Annotated in this window: 15 protein-coding genes and 1 riboswitch; of the genes, 10 read left to right on the top strand and 5 right to left on the bottom strand. The window is 52.1% G+C overall.

Annotation, left to right across the window (positions count from 1 at the left end; all coding sequences use genetic code 11):
* Genes mreD through INP77_RS10915 form a run of 3 tightly spaced genes read right to left on the bottom strand, consistent with a single transcriptional unit; the run spans nucleotide 1 to nucleotide 2,656 of the window.
* Nucleotides 1-477 carry a rod shape-determining protein MreD gene (mreD, locus tag INP77_RS10925; RefSeq protein ID WP_194749038.1) on the bottom strand — a complete coding sequence of 159 codons (477 nt, stop codon included), beginning with the start codon at nucleotides 475-477 and terminating at the stop codon, nucleotides 1-3.
* A complete protein-coding gene (mreC, locus tag INP77_RS10920; protein WP_194749036.1) occupies nucleotides 474-1,583 on the bottom strand; it encodes a rod shape-determining protein MreC in 1,110 nt (369 codons plus the stop codon). The genes mreD and mreC overlap by 4 nt, the downstream gene beginning before the upstream one ends.
* A gap of 29 nt (nucleotides 1,584-1,612) precedes the next feature.
* Nucleotides 1,613-2,656 (bottom strand): rod shape-determining protein, encoded by a 1,044-nt coding sequence (locus INP77_RS10915; protein ID WP_194749035.1) that lies wholly within the window; start codon nucleotides 2,654-2,656, stop codon nucleotides 1,613-1,615.
* Between the two features lie 128 nt (nucleotides 2,657-2,784).
* On the opposite strand from INP77_RS10915, the gene gatC reads away from it, so the two are divergent.
* The 3 genes from gatC to gatB are packed head-to-tail and all read left to right on the top strand — an operon-like array spanning nucleotide 2,785 to nucleotide 6,057.
* Entirely contained in the window at nucleotides 2,785-3,072 is a 288-nt protein-coding gene (gene gatC, locus INP77_RS10910; protein WP_194749033.1) for an Asp-tRNA(Asn)/Glu-tRNA(Gln) amidotransferase subunit GatC, read from the top strand.
* A 47-nt stretch (nucleotides 3,073-3,119) separates the two neighbouring features.
* Nucleotides 3,120-4,610 (top strand): Asp-tRNA(Asn)/Glu-tRNA(Gln) amidotransferase subunit GatA, encoded by a 1,491-nt coding sequence (gene gatA, locus INP77_RS10905; RefSeq protein ID WP_194749031.1) that lies wholly within the window; start codon nucleotides 3,120-3,122, stop codon nucleotides 4,608-4,610.
* Nucleotide 4,611: 1 nt separating this feature from the next.
* A complete protein-coding gene (gene gatB / locus INP77_RS10900) occupies nucleotides 4,612-6,057 on the top strand; it encodes an Asp-tRNA(Asn)/Glu-tRNA(Gln) amidotransferase subunit GatB (RefSeq protein ID WP_194749030.1) in 1,446 nt (481 codons plus the stop codon).
* 343 nt (nucleotides 6,058-6,400) lie between these two features.
* Here gatB and INP77_RS10895 read toward each other — a convergent pair whose 3' ends face one another.
* Nucleotides 6,401-6,808: a hypothetical protein gene (locus INP77_RS10895; RefSeq protein ID WP_194749029.1), complete on the bottom strand. Its 408-nt coding sequence runs from the start codon at nucleotides 6,806-6,808 to the stop codon at nucleotides 6,401-6,403.
* 149 nt (nucleotides 6,809-6,957) lie between these two features.
* A riboswitch (TPP riboswitch) is annotated at nucleotides 6,958-7,070 on the top strand.
* Between the two features lie 27 nt (nucleotides 7,071-7,097).
* Between INP77_RS10895 and thiC the strand changes: the two genes are divergently transcribed.
* The 5 genes from thiC to INP77_RS10870 all read left to right on the top strand — a co-directional run bounded on the left by thiC (nucleotide 7,098) and on the right by INP77_RS10870 (nucleotide 12,303).
* Entirely contained in the window at nucleotides 7,098-8,978 is a 1,881-nt protein-coding gene (gene thiC / locus INP77_RS10890) for a phosphomethylpyrimidine synthase ThiC (protein ID WP_228518868.1), read from the top strand.
* A 159-nt stretch (nucleotides 8,979-9,137) separates the two neighbouring features.
* The gene (locus INP77_RS10885; RefSeq protein WP_194749028.1) at nucleotides 9,138-10,793 is read left to right on the top strand and encodes a hypothetical protein; all 1,656 of its coding nucleotides are present in this window, start codon (nucleotides 9,138-9,140) and stop codon (nucleotides 10,791-10,793) included.
* 164 nt (nucleotides 10,794-10,957) lie between these two features.
* The gene (locus tag INP77_RS10880; RefSeq protein ID WP_228518867.1) at nucleotides 10,958-11,419 is read left to right on the top strand and encodes a hypothetical protein; all 462 of its coding nucleotides are present in this window, start codon (nucleotides 10,958-10,960) and stop codon (nucleotides 11,417-11,419) included.
* A gap of 232 nt (nucleotides 11,420-11,651) precedes the next feature.
* Nucleotides 11,652-11,918: a hypothetical protein gene (locus tag INP77_RS10875; RefSeq protein ID WP_228518866.1), complete on the top strand. Its 267-nt coding sequence runs from the start codon at nucleotides 11,652-11,654 to the stop codon at nucleotides 11,916-11,918.
* 97 nt (nucleotides 11,919-12,015) lie between these two features.
* The gene (locus INP77_RS10870; RefSeq protein WP_194749024.1) at nucleotides 12,016-12,303 is read left to right on the top strand and encodes a hypothetical protein; all 288 of its coding nucleotides are present in this window, start codon (nucleotides 12,016-12,018) and stop codon (nucleotides 12,301-12,303) included.
* Nucleotides 12,304-12,423: 120 nt separating this feature from the next.
* Here the strand turns inward: INP77_RS10870 and INP77_RS10865 are convergent, their stop codons facing one another.
* A complete protein-coding gene (locus tag INP77_RS10865) occupies nucleotides 12,424-12,957 on the bottom strand; it encodes a YaeQ family protein (RefSeq protein WP_194749022.1) in 534 nt (177 codons plus the stop codon).
* 165 nt (nucleotides 12,958-13,122) lie between these two features.
* Here INP77_RS10865 and INP77_RS10860 point away from each other — a divergent pair, with 165 nt between their 5' ends.
* Both INP77_RS10860 and INP77_RS10855 read left to right on the top strand, forming a co-directional pair.
* Entirely contained in the window at nucleotides 13,123-13,782 is a 660-nt protein-coding gene (locus INP77_RS10860) for a TetR/AcrR family transcriptional regulator (protein WP_194749021.1), read from the top strand.
* On the top strand, nucleotides 13,779-15,245 hold the full coding sequence (locus INP77_RS10855) for an efflux transporter outer membrane subunit (protein ID WP_194749020.1): 1,467 nt from the start codon (nucleotides 13,779-13,781) through the stop codon (nucleotides 15,243-15,245). Before INP77_RS10860 ends, INP77_RS10855 begins: the two co-directional genes overlap by 4 nt.
* Nucleotide 15,246 lies beyond the last annotated feature (1 nt).

Genomic DNA, 15,246 nt, shown 5'->3' with positions numbered 1-15,246 from the left:
TTACAATTTCTTCGGGCGGGTCAGTTCGCCAAACCAGATAATCATGAATTGCCACAGTATCAGGTCAGACACGATGGGGAAGGCGTAGGTCCAGTCGGGCAATTCGCCGCCGGCAAACAGCTTGAGCAGCAAAATCAGCCCGCGCTCTACGCCAAACAAAAACAACACATATAAATAGAGCTGCCAGCGATTGAACAGCACCAGCCTGCGTTGATAGATCAGGCCGAGAAAGGCGGTGATTGCAAATGTCAGGGCATGTTGTCCAAGCAGGCTGCCCGTGGATAAGTCCACCAGCAAGCCAGCAAACCATACCCAGCCAATATTGCAGTGGTAGGGTGCTTGCAATAGCCAATACAGCATGATGACCAGCAGAAAATCTGGACGCACAATAATGCCCGCATTTGACCAGGGGTAAAGTTGAAAAATCAACCCGACCAGCAAGGTGAAAAAGAACGTGCTGAACTTAACCGGTTTCATCGACGCTCCGGTGTGGTTGGTGGAGTGGGCGTGGCCACTGGGTCAGTAGGCGCTGCGCTGTCTGGTTGTGCGGTCATTTCTGTGTCTGGCAGCTGTCCGGCATCCAGTACGGGCGGTGTGGTGACCGGGTTGGGATCAACCAGTGCATTGTTCTTTTGCAAGACATCCACCACGGACTGATCCAGGTGCTGCGCGTTGTTGCGTTGCAACATGGGGCGGCTTTCGGACATCGGATTGGTGGCCGGAGACTCTGGCACTTTGAGGATCAGCACATGTTTGTGGTTATTCACGCCGGCAATCGGGCGGCTGATAATCTTGGCAAACGGCGAATCCTGACTTTGCTTGATCTGGGTGACGATGGCCACTGCCAAACCGGCAGGATAGACGCCGTCAATGCCCGAGGTTACCAGTTTGTCACCAACCTTGATGTCGACGCTGGTAGGCAGGTAGGGAATGTCCAGCGTGTTGCGTTTGCCCTCCCCAAAGGCAATGGCGCGTAATTGGTTGCGCTCGATCTGAATAGGAATCGACAGTTTTTTATCCGTGATCAGCGTGACTTCGCTGGTGAACGGATACACCCGGGTGATCTGACCCACCACGCCCTGTTCATCAACCACCGCTTGCCCGGGGGTGATGTGGTGGTGACTGCCGCGGTTCAGCGTGATGATGTTGCTAAATGGGTCGCGTCCCATATGCATGACTTCACCCAGTGTGGCTTCCGGGATAATCGGTGCATCCCCGGCCAGTAATGTGCGTAAATGCGCATTTTCGGCATCGACAGTGGCCAGGCGCTGCAAGGCTGCATGATCGATCAGCGCCTGCTGTTTGAGCTTGAAGTTATCCTGAATCAGCTGGTTATGCGAGGTAAAGTAGGTATTGATGTTGCGCCCCCATTCGTTAGGGGCGCTGGCGATCACTTCAAGCGGGTGCAGGGCGGTACTGAACCATTGCCTTACCTGGCTCAAATAGTCAAAGCGTGCATCGACCGCCATCATGACCAAAGATAGCGTACAAAAAAACATCAGGCGCGAGAAAGGCTTGGGCCCTTGGATAAAAAAGGCCGGCGACTCTTGCGGATCAAGCTGTTGGTGGATGCCTTTAAGCATAGTCAGGGTCGCGCCAACTGGGTGCGGATTTATTCGCTAGCGAATACGTTGCCCAGCTTGTCCATTTCCTCAAGTGCGCGGCCACAGCCACGGGCGACACAGGTCAGCGGATCTTCAGCCACGATGACTGGCAAGCCGGTTTCCTCTACCAGCAAACGGTCCAGGTCGCGCAACAAGGCACCACCACCGGTCAACACCATGCCTTTTTCAGCAATGTCTGCGCCCAGTTCTGGTGGCGTTTGTTCGAGCGCAGATTTTACTGCACCGACGATGGCATTCAGCGGCTCAGTCAAGGCTTCAAGAATCTCGTTGCTGGAGATGGTGAACTTGCGCGGCAAGCCTTCAGCCAGGTTACGGCCAGTCACTTCCATTTCAAGCACTTCAGAGCCTGGGAAGGCGGAGCCGATTTTTTTCTTGATCGCTTCAGCGGTGGGCTCGGAGATTTGCATGCCGTAGTTACGGCGGATGTAGTCAATAATCGCCTGGTCAAACTTGTCACCACCGACGCGCTCAGACTTGGCGTAGACAATGCCGCCCAGTGAAATCACGCCAACTTCAGTCGTGCCGCCACCAATATCGACGACCATGGAGCCGGTGGCTTCCGCCACAGGCATATCGGCACCAATCGCAGCGGCCATCGGTTCTTCAATCAGGAACACCTGTTTAGCACCTGCGCGCTCGGCAGATTCTTTAATGGCACGACGCTCTACCTGGGTGGAGCCCACGGGGACGCAGATGATGATGCGTGGGCTGGGTGAGAACCAGCGAGATTCGTGTACCTTGCGGATAAAGAATTTGAGCATTTGCTCGGTGATGGTGAAGTCGGCGATCACACCGTCTTTCATCGGGCGGATGGCCTGAATGTTGGCTGGCGCGCGGCCCAGCATGCTTTTTGCATCAGAGCCGACTGCCAGCAGTACTTTTTTGCCGTTGGGGCCGCCTTCGGTACGAATCGCCACCACTGAGGGCTCATCCAGCACCACCCCTTTGCCGCGTACGTAAATCAGCGTGTTGGCGGTGCCAAGGTCAATGGCAAGGTCATTGGAGAAGTAGCTGTTGATTGAACCGAACATGTTTTATCCTGTGAAAATTCTGACTTTGGTGCTGCCCGCTGGGTGCGGCATAAAATCAAGGTATAATAGCGCAAAACGCACATGAAATTAAGATGTGTTTTCAAAATCTTATAGACAATTAACCACACATGGCACTGAATCTAGATGATATCAAGCGTATCGCGCACCTGGCCCGCATCGAGGTCAGCGACAGTGAAGCGCAAGAAACCCTAAGCAAACTTTCCGGTATTCTGGGGCTGATTGAGCAAATGCAGGCGGTGGACACCACCGGCATCACCCCCATGTCGCACTCGCAAGACGTGACACAGCGTCTGCGTGAAGACGTGGTGACTAAAACCAACCAGCGCGAACTGTTTCAATCCATTGCACCAGCCACGCAAGATGGCTTATACCTGGTGCCCAAAGTCATTGAATAAGCGCTTGCCAGCCCCTGCTTTGACGGTTCATTTTTACGGTTTCCATTATGATAAACAGTAGTTTAAAACAGCTGGGCCAGCAGTTGGCCAGCAAACAAGTTTCCAGCGTGGAGTTGACGCAGGCCTATTTGCAACGCATGGCCAAACTCAACCCCAGCATCAATGCCTATGTCACCATAGACGAACAAAAAACCCTGGCGCAGGCGCAAGCGGCAGATGCCCGTATCGCCGCCGGTACAGCCGGCCCGCTCACTGGCATCCCCATCGCGCAAAAAGATATTTTTTGTGCCCAGGGCTGGCGCACCACCTGTAGCTCCAAAATGCTGGAAAACTTTATTGCCCCCTATGACGCGCATGTGATCAGCCAGTTTGATGCGGCCGGTGCAGTGAATCTGGGCAAAACCAATATGGATGAGTTCGCCATGGGTTCCTCCAACGAAACCAGTTATTTTGGCGGTGTCAAAAATCCATGGGACTTTGATCGTGTGCCTGGCGGTAGCTCTGGCGGTTCCGCGGCGGCTGTGGCCGCCCGCTTGTGTGCTGCGGCCACCGGGACAGATACTGGCGGTTCCATCCGCCAACCCGCTTCATTGTGCGGCTTTACTGGCCTTAAACCAACTTATGGCCTGGTCTCACGTTACGGCATGATCGCGTTTGCCTCTTCGCTGGATCAGGCAGGGCCCATGGCCAAGTCGGCCGAAGATTGTGCGCTCATGCTCAATGTCATGGCCGGGTTTGACGAGCGTGACTCCACCAGCGTGCAGCGCGAGCAAGAAGATTACACGCGTGGCTTGAGCGCCATGCAAGGCGCGCAGCCGCTCAAAGGCTTGCGGATTGGCCTGCCCAAAGAATATTTTGCCGAAGGCTTGAATGCTGACGTGGCTAAAGTGATTGAAACGGCGATTGCAGAATACAAAAAGCTGGGTGCAGAGATTGTCGAGATCAGCTTGCCTAATAACAATCTGTCGATTCCGGTGTATTACGTGCTCGCCCCAGCCGAGGCATCGAGCAATCTGTCACGCTATGACGGCGTCCGTTATGGTCACCGTGCGGCGGAATACAATGACCTGCTCGACATGTACATGAAGTCGCGCGCAGAGGGTTTTGGTGCCGAGGTCAAGCGCCGTATCCTGATTGGCACCTATGTGCTCAGTGCCGGTTATTACGATGCCTACTACCTCAAGGCCCAGCAAATCCGCCGCCTGATTGCCCAGGACTTTGTGGAAGCCTTCAAGCAGTGTGATGTAATCATGGGCCCGGCCGCGCCTTCAGCGGCCTTTAAAGCCGGTGAAAAAACCAGCGACCCGGTAGCCATGTATCTCGAAGACTTGTACACCATTGCCGTGAACCTGGCGGGCTTGCCCGGCATGAGCATCCCGGCCGGGTTTACCTCCAGCAGCGAAGGCAAGGCCTTGCCGGTTGGTTTGCAGATTATTGGCAATTATTTTGATGAGGCGCGCATGCTCAATGTTGGCCATGCCTATCAACAAGTCACAGACTGGCATACACGCATGCCAGCTGGTTTGGAGAACATCTAACATGCAGTGGGAAGTCGTGATCGGGTTGGAAACCCACGTACAGTTACAAACTAATTCCAAACAGTTTAGCGGGGCCTCCACCACTTATGGGGCGGCGCCAAATACGCAAGCCTGTGAGGTGAGTATTGCGCTGCCAGGGGTGTTGCCTGTGCTCAACAAAAAAGCCGTGGAATGCGCGATCAAGTTTGGCCTGGCGATTGATGCCGAAATGGCGCCGCGCAGCGTATTCTCGCGTAAAAATTATTTTTATCCCGACTTGCCCAAGGGCTACCAGATCAGCCAGTTTGAGCTGCCGGTAGTTGGCAAAGGTCAGCTGACCATTCAGGTCCCAGCGGGCAAAAATACCGAGGCCTATGAGAAGGTGATCAATATCACGCGTGCGCACCTTGAAGAAGATGCTGGTAAATCTGTGCACGGTGCCGTCGAAGGTATGTCCGGCATAGACTTGAACCGTGCGGGGACGCCCTTGCTGGAAATCGTGACTGAACCCGATATGCGCAGTGCCGCCGAAGCGGTCGCTTATGCCAAGAAGTTACATGAACTGGTGCAGTGGATAGGCATTTGCGACGGCAATATGCAGGAAGGATCTTTCCGTTGCGACGTCAACGTCTCGGTGCGCCCCAAGGGAACTGAAAAGTTCGGTACCCGCCGCGAGATCAAAAACCTGAACTCGTTCAAGTTCATGCAGCAAGCCATTGAGTATGAGACCCAGTGGCAAATCGAAACGCTGGAGGATGGCGGCACCATCCAGCAAGCAACTGTCCTGTTTAACCCGGACACCGGTGAAACGCGTGCCATGCGTACCAAGGAAGAAGCCAATGATTATCGCTATTTCCCTGACCCGGACCTGCTGCCGCTGGAAGTGACTGAGGCCGATAAAGCACGCGTGCGTGCCGAGATGCCAGAGTTGCCACAAGCCTTGCAGGCGCGGTTGGTGAGCGAGTACCAACTCTCTGCTTATGATGCCAGCACATTGACGGCTTCACGCAGCATGGCTGATTATTTTATGGCCACGGTACAAGCAGGTGCCGAGCCCAAACAGGCGGCTAACTGGCTGATGGGCGCGCTTTCTGCCAAGCTCAATGCGGAAGAAAAAACGATTACTGACAGTCCCGTCTCTGCCCAGCAGTTGGCTGCCTTGCTCAAGCGTATTGCTGACAACACCATTTCCAACAATGCCGCCAAACAGGTGTTTGAAGGTTTGTGGGCAGGCGAGGGTGAAGTAGATGCCATTATCGAAGCCAAAGGTCTCAAGCAAGTGTCTGACACAGGCGCGATTGAAGCCATCATCAAAGAGGTGCTGGCGGCGAACCAGGCCATGGTCGATGAGTACAAATCTGGCAAGGAGAAAGCCTTTAATGCGCTGGTAGGCCAGTGTATGAAAGCCTCTAAAGGCAAGGCGAATCCGGCGCAGGTCAATGAGCTACTTAAGAAGATGTTGGGCTAGTCCCTTAATTGGCAGTTGGATAAAAAAAACAAACCCCGCTTTTGGCGGGGTTTGTTTTTTTGACACGACTCTCTAAGCTTGGTGGCTCAGGATTACTTACAATGCTCTTTGTCGTGATGGTCTTTGCAATGCTCATCTGCAAAAGAAACATTTGAGAATACGGCCATCATTACCAATACTAAAGCTGCGAATTTTTTCATTCTGATCTCCTGTTAGCATTTCAAGTGTAAAGTCATTTGCTGCCTGCGCATGACGTTCGTCACACGCATAAATAGTTATCGGCAGGCAAGCATCAAACTAAAACTGGATAAACCCGGGTTAGAGACCTCAGTTCATCTATTCGCTATTGGCCCAAGGCATGGCAAATCAGCTGCCATGAGATCGTCATAAAGCCGATGGTCGTGAGCACGAAGCTGATGGCAGAATAAACTTTCCATTTGGTTTTGTTCCAGAAGTCGGGATCAAATGCGGCAATCACAAACACGGTCGGGTTGGTAAAGCCGCCGATAGCCACGCACACACAGGCAAAATAATGCAACTCTATGCCTGCGGCCTTGGCTGCGCCATAAAATCCCAGTCCAAACAGGGCCATAAGGGCGTAGTCGACATGGGCGCGTATCATGGTTTTATAGTCCACCAAAAACTCGCCATCTATACCCTTGATCGGAAACCAGCGGGCAAAAGTCATCAGCCATGCAGACAAAATCAACGCAGTGATACAAGCCACTGCACCTATTAATAACACGTTCATATTTTCTCTCCTGAGCCTATTAAAAAATTAACCCGTGATGTTTTTTGTGTCGGGCAGGTGAATTGTAGACAGGTCTGTCTACTTGTCAAGCGCAGGCAGACGCAAAACTTTGTTTTACTTGCGTTATCAGGCTTTTTCCCGCACAATTCGTCCGTTGCTAGGGGTCTGTAAATACTTCATTTTGTGAGGTTTTTGCAGTGAGAGTTACCCTTCGAACCTGATGCGGGTCATACCGCCGTAGGGAATGCAAGTCTTCGCATCCTTACGTCTTTTCTTTTAAGGATGCCTAATGAACGCTATTGATAAGAACATCAAATTCGTCAACGCGGATGCCAAAGTTGACGAAGCTGCTACCAAACCGTTTGCCAAATCACGCAAAATTTACGTTGAAGGTTCACGCCCTGATATCCGTGTGCCATTTCGTGAAATTTCACTGAGTGATACCCCTTCCAGCTTTGGTGGGGATACCAATCCACCTGTGGTTGTGTATGACACTTCCGGCCCTTACACTGACCCGAATGTAGAGATCGATATCCGTAACGGTCTGCCAGCGTTGCGTGCGCAATGGATTATGGAGCGGGGAGATGTAGAGCAGCTGGATGGCCCGACGTCTGAATTCGGTCATCAGCGCCTGGTCGATCCAGAGTTGTCACAAATGCGCTTTAACCTGCATCGCAAACCGCTGCGTGCCAAAGCGGGTAAAAATGTTAGCCAGATGCATTATGCGCGACAAGGCATCATCACACCCGAGATGGAGTTTATCGCCATCCGTGAAAACCAGCGCCGTGAAAACATGAGCGAGCTGTTGCAAACGCAACACCCTGGCCAGAACTACGGTGCCAGTATTCCCCCTGTCATCACGCCAGAATTTGTGCGTGACGAAGTGGCGCGTGGCCGTGCCATTATTCCGGCCAACATCAACCACCCAGAAATCGAGCCCATGATTATTGGCCGTAATTTCCTAGTCAAGATCAATGCCAACATCGGTAACTCTGCACTGGGTTCTTCCATCTCTGAAGAAGTGGAAAAAATGGTGTGGGGCACCCGTTGGGGTGGCGATACCGTGATGGATCTGTCCACTGGTAAAAACATCCATGAAACCCGTGAGTGGATTATCCGTAACTCACCCGTGCCGATTGGTACTGTGCCTATCTACCAGGCGCTGGAAAAAGTGAACGGCAAGGCCGAAGACCTGACCTGGGAAATCTTCCGCGACACGCTGATTGAACAGGCAGAGCAGGGCGTAGACTATTTTACGATTCACGCTGGTGTGCGCCTCGCATACATTCCAATGACCGCCAAACGCATGACCGGTATCGTGTCACGTGGCGGCTCTATTATGGCCAAATGGTGTCTGGCGCATCATAAAGAGTCTTTCCTGTATACGCACTTTGAAGAAATCTGCGAGATCATGAAGCAGTATGACGTGTCATTCTCGCTGGGTGACGGCTTGCGTCCAGGCTCTATCTACGATGCCAACGACGAAGCCCAATTTGCCGAGCTGAAGACCTTGGGTGAGTTGACCCAGATTGCCTGGAAACATGACGTGCAGTGCATGATCGAAGGCCCGGGTCATGTGCCTATGCACCTGATCAAGGAAAACATGGACCTGCAACTGGAGCACTGTGGCGAAGCCCCGTTCTACACGCTGGGCCCATTGACCACCGACATTGCGCCAGGCTATGACCACATTACTTCCGGTATCGGTGCGGCCATGATCGGCTGGTACGGCTGCGCCATGCTGTGTTATGTGACCCCGAAAGAGCATCTGGGCTTGCCGGACAAGGAAGACGTCCGCGTAGGCATCATTACCTACAAGATTGCGGCGCATGCCGCTGACCTGGCCAAAGGCCATCCAGGCGCCCAGATCCGGGACAATGCCTTGTCCAAGGCGCGTTTCGAATTCCGCTGGGAGGACCAGTTTAACCTCGGGCTTGATCCTGAAAAAGCCAAGGAATTCCACGATGAAACCTTGCCGCAAGAAGGCGCCAAACAGGCACACTTCTGCTCCATGTGTGGCCCGCACTTCTGTTCAATGAAAATTACACAGGATGTGCGCGACTACGCCGATAAACTGGGGGTGGATGAACAGGTGGCGCTGGAAAAAGGCATGCAGGAAAAAGCCATCGAGTTTGTGAAAAAAGGCGCTGAGGTTTATCAAAAAGTGTAATTTTTTGGTGCCTTAAGCTTTTAAAAACCGGCCTCGTGCCGGTTTTTTTATGGCCAGCAATCTTGTCATTTAGTCCACAAAATGACTGTTTTTTGCGCCATGTCGCCATGGTCAAACGCGCTATAGTTTGCCATCACAATCGCGGTCAGGAGACTGCACATGCCAGACAATCTGCACACCAGTATCGTCAGGGATTTTCGGCAAACTTTGCTGTGGCCCGTGCAATTGATGACTGATCATCTTGTCCCCGGCGCCGTAGATGCGCCCTGGGAAACGCTCAAGGCCATCAAGGATTCGCCCTGGGTAGAAATTGAGGATGATTTTTTACATAGCGCCCCGCACTTAAGTGAAACGCGCTATCAAGAGTTCGTCACCTTTATGCCTTTTGCCCAGCGTTTTTTGTATGGCGAGGGCAAGCATGGCCATGCTTCTGGCGGCTATGGCGAATCGCCACTGCATATTTTTAGTCGTCAGGATATCCGTGCCGTCCGTATCACCTTGCCGGAGCATGCGACCCCGCTCACTTTGCGGGTTGCGCATATCGAGCTGTATTTCTTTTTTGATATTGATGTTGCCATGCTGGCGCTAGAAGTGACCGCCAGTGATCTCGCGCTTAACGACGCTATGGAAATCCTCTACCGTCTGGGCCGCACCTATCCCAATTACTGGGATGATACCGGCGAGGGCGGGCATTGCGCAAAACGGGTGGAGTGGCTGGATCAGCACGATCAGGTCATTGCTGCCTCTGATTATGAAGACAAGGCCCGCTACCTGGCCTTTGTGAAAGAGAATCACGTCCCTTGTGTCTCATTGCACTGGTCAGCACTGATGTCGCCGCTCGTGCAACATTACTCCGGCCAGTCTGGCGAGTTGCGTTACCGTGAAATTGAATATCAGCGCATGCCCTTGATGGCTTATCTGGCGTTTGATGATGTGAGTACCTTGTCGCGCGGAGACTTGATCCGGCTGGGCCTGGTTTGCCAGCCCTGGCATTCAGATACCTTGCCGTTTAGTGAACAGTTTTTGCAAGACTTTGAGCAACAGCATTGCTATGACCGCTACTGGGATGAGGTCCGCCAAGACCCCTGGAGCACCACGCGCATAATGTGTACCGGCCAGAATTTTGTCGTGGTAGGCAGTCATCAGCACCGCGTGTTCAGCAATGACAAAAACGGCATCAAGCGCCATTACCAAAACCAGTATTTTCTATTGTTCTTAATCGCCCATTTTCAAAAAGCGGCCTTGCTGATGCTGTCAGACCGCATGGTGCAAGCCATCAGCCGCCTGAATATGCAGAGTGAGGACTCGGTCAAATCTTTCCGCAACAATATCCGGCATGTCACGGCCGTGTTTCTGCGCTTTACACACCGCTACTGGTTTGAAAATGTGTCTGATCAGGCCGTCGCCAAAGACCTGTTTGCCTTGATGCTCAAGCAACTGGATTCGGTCAGCCTGTTTGAGAAAACTCGCCGCCGCATTATGGATATGGCCGAATATCTGGAAGGCGAAGAAATCAAGCGGCAGGCGGATACGGTCGTCCGCCTTACCGTGGTCACTATTCTGGGCCTCATCGGCACCATGACCAGTGGCTTGCTGGGCATGAATTTAATCGACCTGACCCAAACCAGTCTGCTGGAGAAGCTGGCATATTTTGGTATCGTCTTTGTGCCTGTCAGCCTGCTTACTTTTTATACTGTGATTAAATCGCGTCGGCTGTCATTGTTTCTGGATGCGCTTTCTAATGAGAGCACAGGCATGCGCTATAAATTATCAAAACTGGCCCGTGTATGGAGCGGTCAATTAGAGGACCGTTAGTGATTCTGTTGGCGTGAGCCTGTTTCAGCCATACAGGTGTTAAAAAGTGAATCTTCAACGCATTCTTCTATCCATCAATATATTGATGACAATATGGATAGGAGAACACGATGAGGCGCAGACTCTATTTTATTTTACCCAATCTTCACAGTGCTCAGGCCGTGATGAATGAATTACTGCTTGATCGTATTGATGAAAATCACATCCATTTTCATGCCCGGCATGAACATTTGCTAGCGCAATTACCAAAAGCCGGTGCCGTAGAAAAATCCGATGTTCTTTATAGTGCGATGGCCGGGTTTGTCTTTGGCGCAATCGTTGGCTTGTTAAGCGGCTTACTCGCCTGCTTTTTCCCATGGTGGTTTGGCGAAGTTGCTTTCACCGTGATTCCGTATTGCATGGTCATTGGAGCACTCGCCTGTGCTGCGTGGGCAGCGGCCATCGCGACTGCCGCACCCGGGTATCGCTTGCGTGCCCACAGTCAACAGCTGGAGCAAGGCAATATCCTCATGGTCGTATCCGTCCCATTGCGCAGGTTACGCGAGATCAGGCAGCGCCTGATGCTACGCCATCCTGAAGCCTTGTATGGTGGTGTTTGGCCCGCCGAGCATCGCTTGTTTCCTTGAGCATACCTCTGGTTTGCTGGCATTCACCTGGCGAGCAATCTCAGCGCATTGGTTGGCTAGGCACTTACTTTCAATAGCCATCTAAATAATGATGTATGCCGTTAGGTATATACCAAACTACGTATATCGAGAGATTCTTTCTTGTCTGCTGGCTGGCAAAATGCAAACCATCGTGATTGAGCAAACATGTAAACGAGAAGACATGAATCACATTAACCGTATAAGGAGACACATGATGCGTAAATTTATTTCTGTGGGTTTTATGGTTTCAAGTTTGTTCGTGGCCTCAACGGTCGTGGCATTTGAAGGTGAGAAAAATATTCAACAAACCGCGCATACACAGCATTTTTTAAGCAAACGGCCTTATGCTACACCTGCCGTGGTGGCTAGCGCAGCGGCTGATCAAGCCTGGGTAGGTGCGACTTTGGTTGTAAATCCTGCATCCGCACAAGCGCAGCAAGTGATGAAAATGCATCAATTGTCCAAACGTGCGTTTTAGTCAGGTAGTTGTCAGGTAACTATGCCACCATAATCCTGACCGTTACTCACCCTAACGGTAAAAACTATTAAAGAATGAGCGATTTAAGGAGCGTAAAATGAGTAAATTGTTATTAGCAGTTCTGGTAACATTTGGCTTCATGGCGAATGTTCAAGCAGGCGATACCTCTGACGCTGAGAGTGGTGTACACAATCTGCATCAGAACCACTTCCTCGGCAAGCGGCCTTACAGTAAAGCCCCACAGGCAAAACAGCAAAGCCCTGAAGATAAATGGGAAGGCACAGGCTTGATCACAGATAACCCGGATAAAGGCCTGGACAAGCACCAGCAAATGCGCCTGAACTTTATTGGCAAGCGCCCTTATATGGGCTCACCGGCAGACTGAATTTAATTGAGTGCTGTTGAACGCCGGCTGTGCCGGTGCAACAAAAACCCTTCATGTGATCCATGAAGGGTTTTGTTTTTGAGCCTGTGCTCAATCAGCTTCCAAGACGGAAGAAGGATGCTAGGCCTTGAGGATGACGGGAGAAAGCTCAAAACTCCCGTTGTCATGACTCACTAATAATTGCTGATCTTGTATGGTGACGCTCATGCTCAGGCTGCGTGAGGCAGCGGCTGTGAGTGCCTGGGTTTCCGGCAGGTTAATCACCGTGACATTATCCAGTTTAAGCATGGCTTTTTGTTGTTGCTCCCACCACATCTCTGCAGTTCTGCCACCATAAAGCACTTGCACCACTTGCTTGGCTTTTCCGCAGGCTTTGCGAATCTCACGCTCGTCAGGCAGGCCGACGCCTATCCAGCGTTCTATTGCCCCGGTAAGGTCTTTTTGCCAGAGATCCGGCTCATCGTCGTCACTCAGGCCTTTGCCAAATTGCAAGGCTTCATCCGCATAGAGCACAAACGCCAGCAGTCTGACCATCAGTCGCTCTTCTGTTTCCGAGGGGTGCTTGGCCAAGGTCAGCATATGCGTCTGATAGTAATGCCTGTCCATATCCGCAATATTGAGATTGATTTTATAAATGGTGGATTTGAGAGCCATGGCGACTGCCTGCGATTAAAAAGTGCAGCGAGTATAACAAACTAAACTATGCTCTTAAGCGCTTTGTAGCCAGCCAGATACAACAAACTGCTTGCGCTTTTTTAGAATCTTCATAAAATTGAAAATAAAACGTTTTATTTTTATTTTATGGATACGCAGGACGACATGCCTTCTACACGCACAGCCGCTGCCAAACCTAAGGTGGGGCGGCCAAAAACCGGGACAACACAGGAGCGGCACGCCCAATTTCTGGCGCAGGCCCTCGAACTGTTTATGACCGAGGGCGTGGCACGGACCAGTATTGCGCGGATTGCCGCAACCTGTGGCGTCTCGACGCGAACCATCTATGAGCGTTACAGCAACAAGGATGCGTTATTGATCGCGGCGCTCAAGCACATGGTGGAGCAGGATGTGCGTGCCATGACCAATCTTGAGCAGTTAGCCGACCCCTCGCTGGCCACGGTGCTCACGCATATCGGGCGACTGATGTTGAAAAAAGTCCTTGAACCGCGCATGGTGTCCTTTTTTAGAATTGCGATTTCAGAAGTATCACATTTACCGGAGTTGGCGAGGGCAGTCAAAGAAGTGGGGCCGGAGCGCATCTATCAAATGTTGGCAAATATCTTTAAAACGTATGCGGATAAAGGCGAGTTGCCACAACTGAATTTTATGCGGGCGGCTGAGTCTTATTGCGAGCTACTGATCGCCGGCCCTCGCCATAAAGCATTATTCGGGGTGCAAGAAGCAGATTGGGATGCAGAAGCACACATTGCATTTGTGGTGCAGTTATTCTTGAGAGGATTACACGGGATGGAACAAAAATGAAGCAGCCTGTCTTAAAGGTTGCGGTAAACCTGCGTCGCCTGCCGCTATGGTTGGCTGTCGTGTGTTTGCCGCTGGCGAGTTGCTCGGTGATGGATGAATATATCCGCCCAAAACCCAAGGTAGCTACAGAATGGCAAGCGCCGTTGCCGCATGGCGGCAATCTGGCGTCGCTGAACAATTGGTGGGGGCAATTCAACGATCCTGTGCTTGACCATCTGCTCACTGAGGCACAGAAAGAAAGTCCCTCGCTTGAAATTGCGCTGGCCAATATCCGTGTGTCGCGCGCCAATGTCTTGTCTGCCCGTGCGCAAGGGATCCCTGATTTAACCAGCACCGGCAGTGCCACCAAGAGTAAAGGCGGTGGTGGTGGCGCGTTTCCGGCCAGTACCATTGAAGTTGATTCGATTTCACTGGATGCCAGCTGGGAAGTGGATTTGTTTGGCAAGGTGAAAGCCGCCAAGCAGGCAGCCAAAGCGCAACTGGAGTCCAAGAAAATTGCCTGGCACGATGCACGCTTGAGCCTGGCCGCCGAGGTAGCAAATAATTATGTGAATTACCGTGCCTGCCAGGCATCGGTAGACGCCCTGCAACAGGCCTATGACTCTCGTAAAGAGACCGCGCGTTTGACAGGCATTTCTGCCAAGGCTGGTTTCTCCGCTCCGTCAGACCTGGCACTCGCAGAGGCAGCGACACGCGCCAGTGAGTCTACGCTGGATGGGCAGCAAGCCGAATGTGATGGACTGGTAAAAGCGCTGGTGGCGTTGACCAATTTGCCTGAGCCTGAGTTGCGTCAATGGTTGGCGAAAGGCAAAAGCTTGCCAGAGCCTGCCATGTTTGACGTGCAGGCCTTGCCGGCCAGTTTACTGACCCGGCGCCCAGACCTGGCCATTGATGAGCGCAACTTGGCGGAAGCCAGTGCCAATATCGGCGTCTCCAAAGCCCAGATGTACCCTAGCCTGACCCTGACCGGATCGATCGGCTATCGCCGCACCAACTTTAATGGCACGGTGACACGCACCGACTCCTGGTCGTATGGCCCTTCTCTCAAGTTGCCGATTTTTGATGGCGGCACTTTGCGTGCGGATCTGGCAGAAGCGCGTGCCAATTACGATAGCTTGCTGGCAACCTATCAGCAGGATGTGCGTAATGCTGTCAAAGAAGTAGAGCAGGCTTTGGTGAATCTGGAAAGTGCTACCCGCCGCGCCACCTCCGAGCAGGCCAGTGCCCAGCAATATCAGCAATATTTCAAGGCCGCCGAGATCAACTGGAAATCAGGCGGGCTGGATTTATTGTCACTCGAAGATGCCCGCAGGCAAAAAATTAATGCCGAGCTGAACGTTATCACCCAGCAAAAAAACCGTGTGTTGCAGTGGATTGCGTTATACAAGGCATTTGGTGGTGACTGGCTGGAAACACAGGCGACGGTGAAACCCATCATCCTCAAGCCCATGGAAAAAAGGTAAA

It is taken from the genome of Methylophilus sp. 13, from assembly GCF_015354335.1.
In the GTDB taxonomy this organism is placed as follows: domain Bacteria; phylum Pseudomonadota; class Gammaproteobacteria; order Burkholderiales; family Methylophilaceae; genus Methylophilus; species Methylophilus glucosoxydans.
This window is presented reverse-complemented; position numbering and strand designations above follow the sequence as displayed.

Coding starts and splice junctions, on each gene's coding strand:
- mreD (WP_194749038.1), bottom strand. CDS start 477: ATGAAACCGGTTAAGTTCAGCACGTTCTTTTTCACCTTGCTGGTCGGG.
- mreC (WP_194749036.1), bottom strand. CDS start 1,583: ATGCTTAAAGGCATCCACCAACAGCTTGATCCGCAAGAGTCGCCGGCC.
- INP77_RS10915 (WP_194749035.1), bottom strand. CDS start 2,656: ATGTTCGGTTCAATCAACAGCTACTTCTCCAATGACCTTGCCATTGAC.
- gatC (WP_194749033.1), top strand. CDS start 2,785: ATGGCACTGAATCTAGATGATATCAAGCGTATCGCGCACCTGGCCCGC.
- gatA (WP_194749031.1), top strand. CDS start 3,120: ATGATAAACAGTAGTTTAAAACAGCTGGGCCAGCAGTTGGCCAGCAAA.
- gatB (WP_194749030.1), top strand. CDS start 4,612: ATGCAGTGGGAAGTCGTGATCGGGTTGGAAACCCACGTACAGTTACAA.
- INP77_RS10895 (WP_194749029.1), bottom strand. CDS start 6,808: ATGAACGTGTTATTAATAGGTGCAGTGGCTTGTATCACTGCGTTGATT.
- thiC (WP_228518868.1), top strand. CDS start 7,098: ATGAACGCTATTGATAAGAACATCAAATTCGTCAACGCGGATGCCAAA.
- INP77_RS10885 (WP_194749028.1), top strand. CDS start 9,138: ATGCCAGACAATCTGCACACCAGTATCGTCAGGGATTTTCGGCAAACT.
- INP77_RS10880 (WP_228518867.1), top strand. CDS start 10,958: ATGAATGAATTACTGCTTGATCGTATTGATGAAAATCACATCCATTTT.
- INP77_RS10875 (WP_228518866.1), top strand. CDS start 11,652: ATGATGCGTAAATTTATTTCTGTGGGTTTTATGGTTTCAAGTTTGTTC.
- INP77_RS10870 (WP_194749024.1), top strand. CDS start 12,016: ATGAGTAAATTGTTATTAGCAGTTCTGGTAACATTTGGCTTCATGGCG.
- INP77_RS10865 (WP_194749022.1), bottom strand. CDS start 12,957: ATGGCTCTCAAATCCACCATTTATAAAATCAATCTCAATATTGCGGAT.
- INP77_RS10860 (WP_194749021.1), top strand. CDS start 13,123: ATGCCTTCTACACGCACAGCCGCTGCCAAACCTAAGGTGGGGCGGCCA.
- INP77_RS10855 (WP_194749020.1), top strand. CDS start 13,779: ATGAAGCAGCCTGTCTTAAAGGTTGCGGTAAACCTGCGTCGCCTGCCG.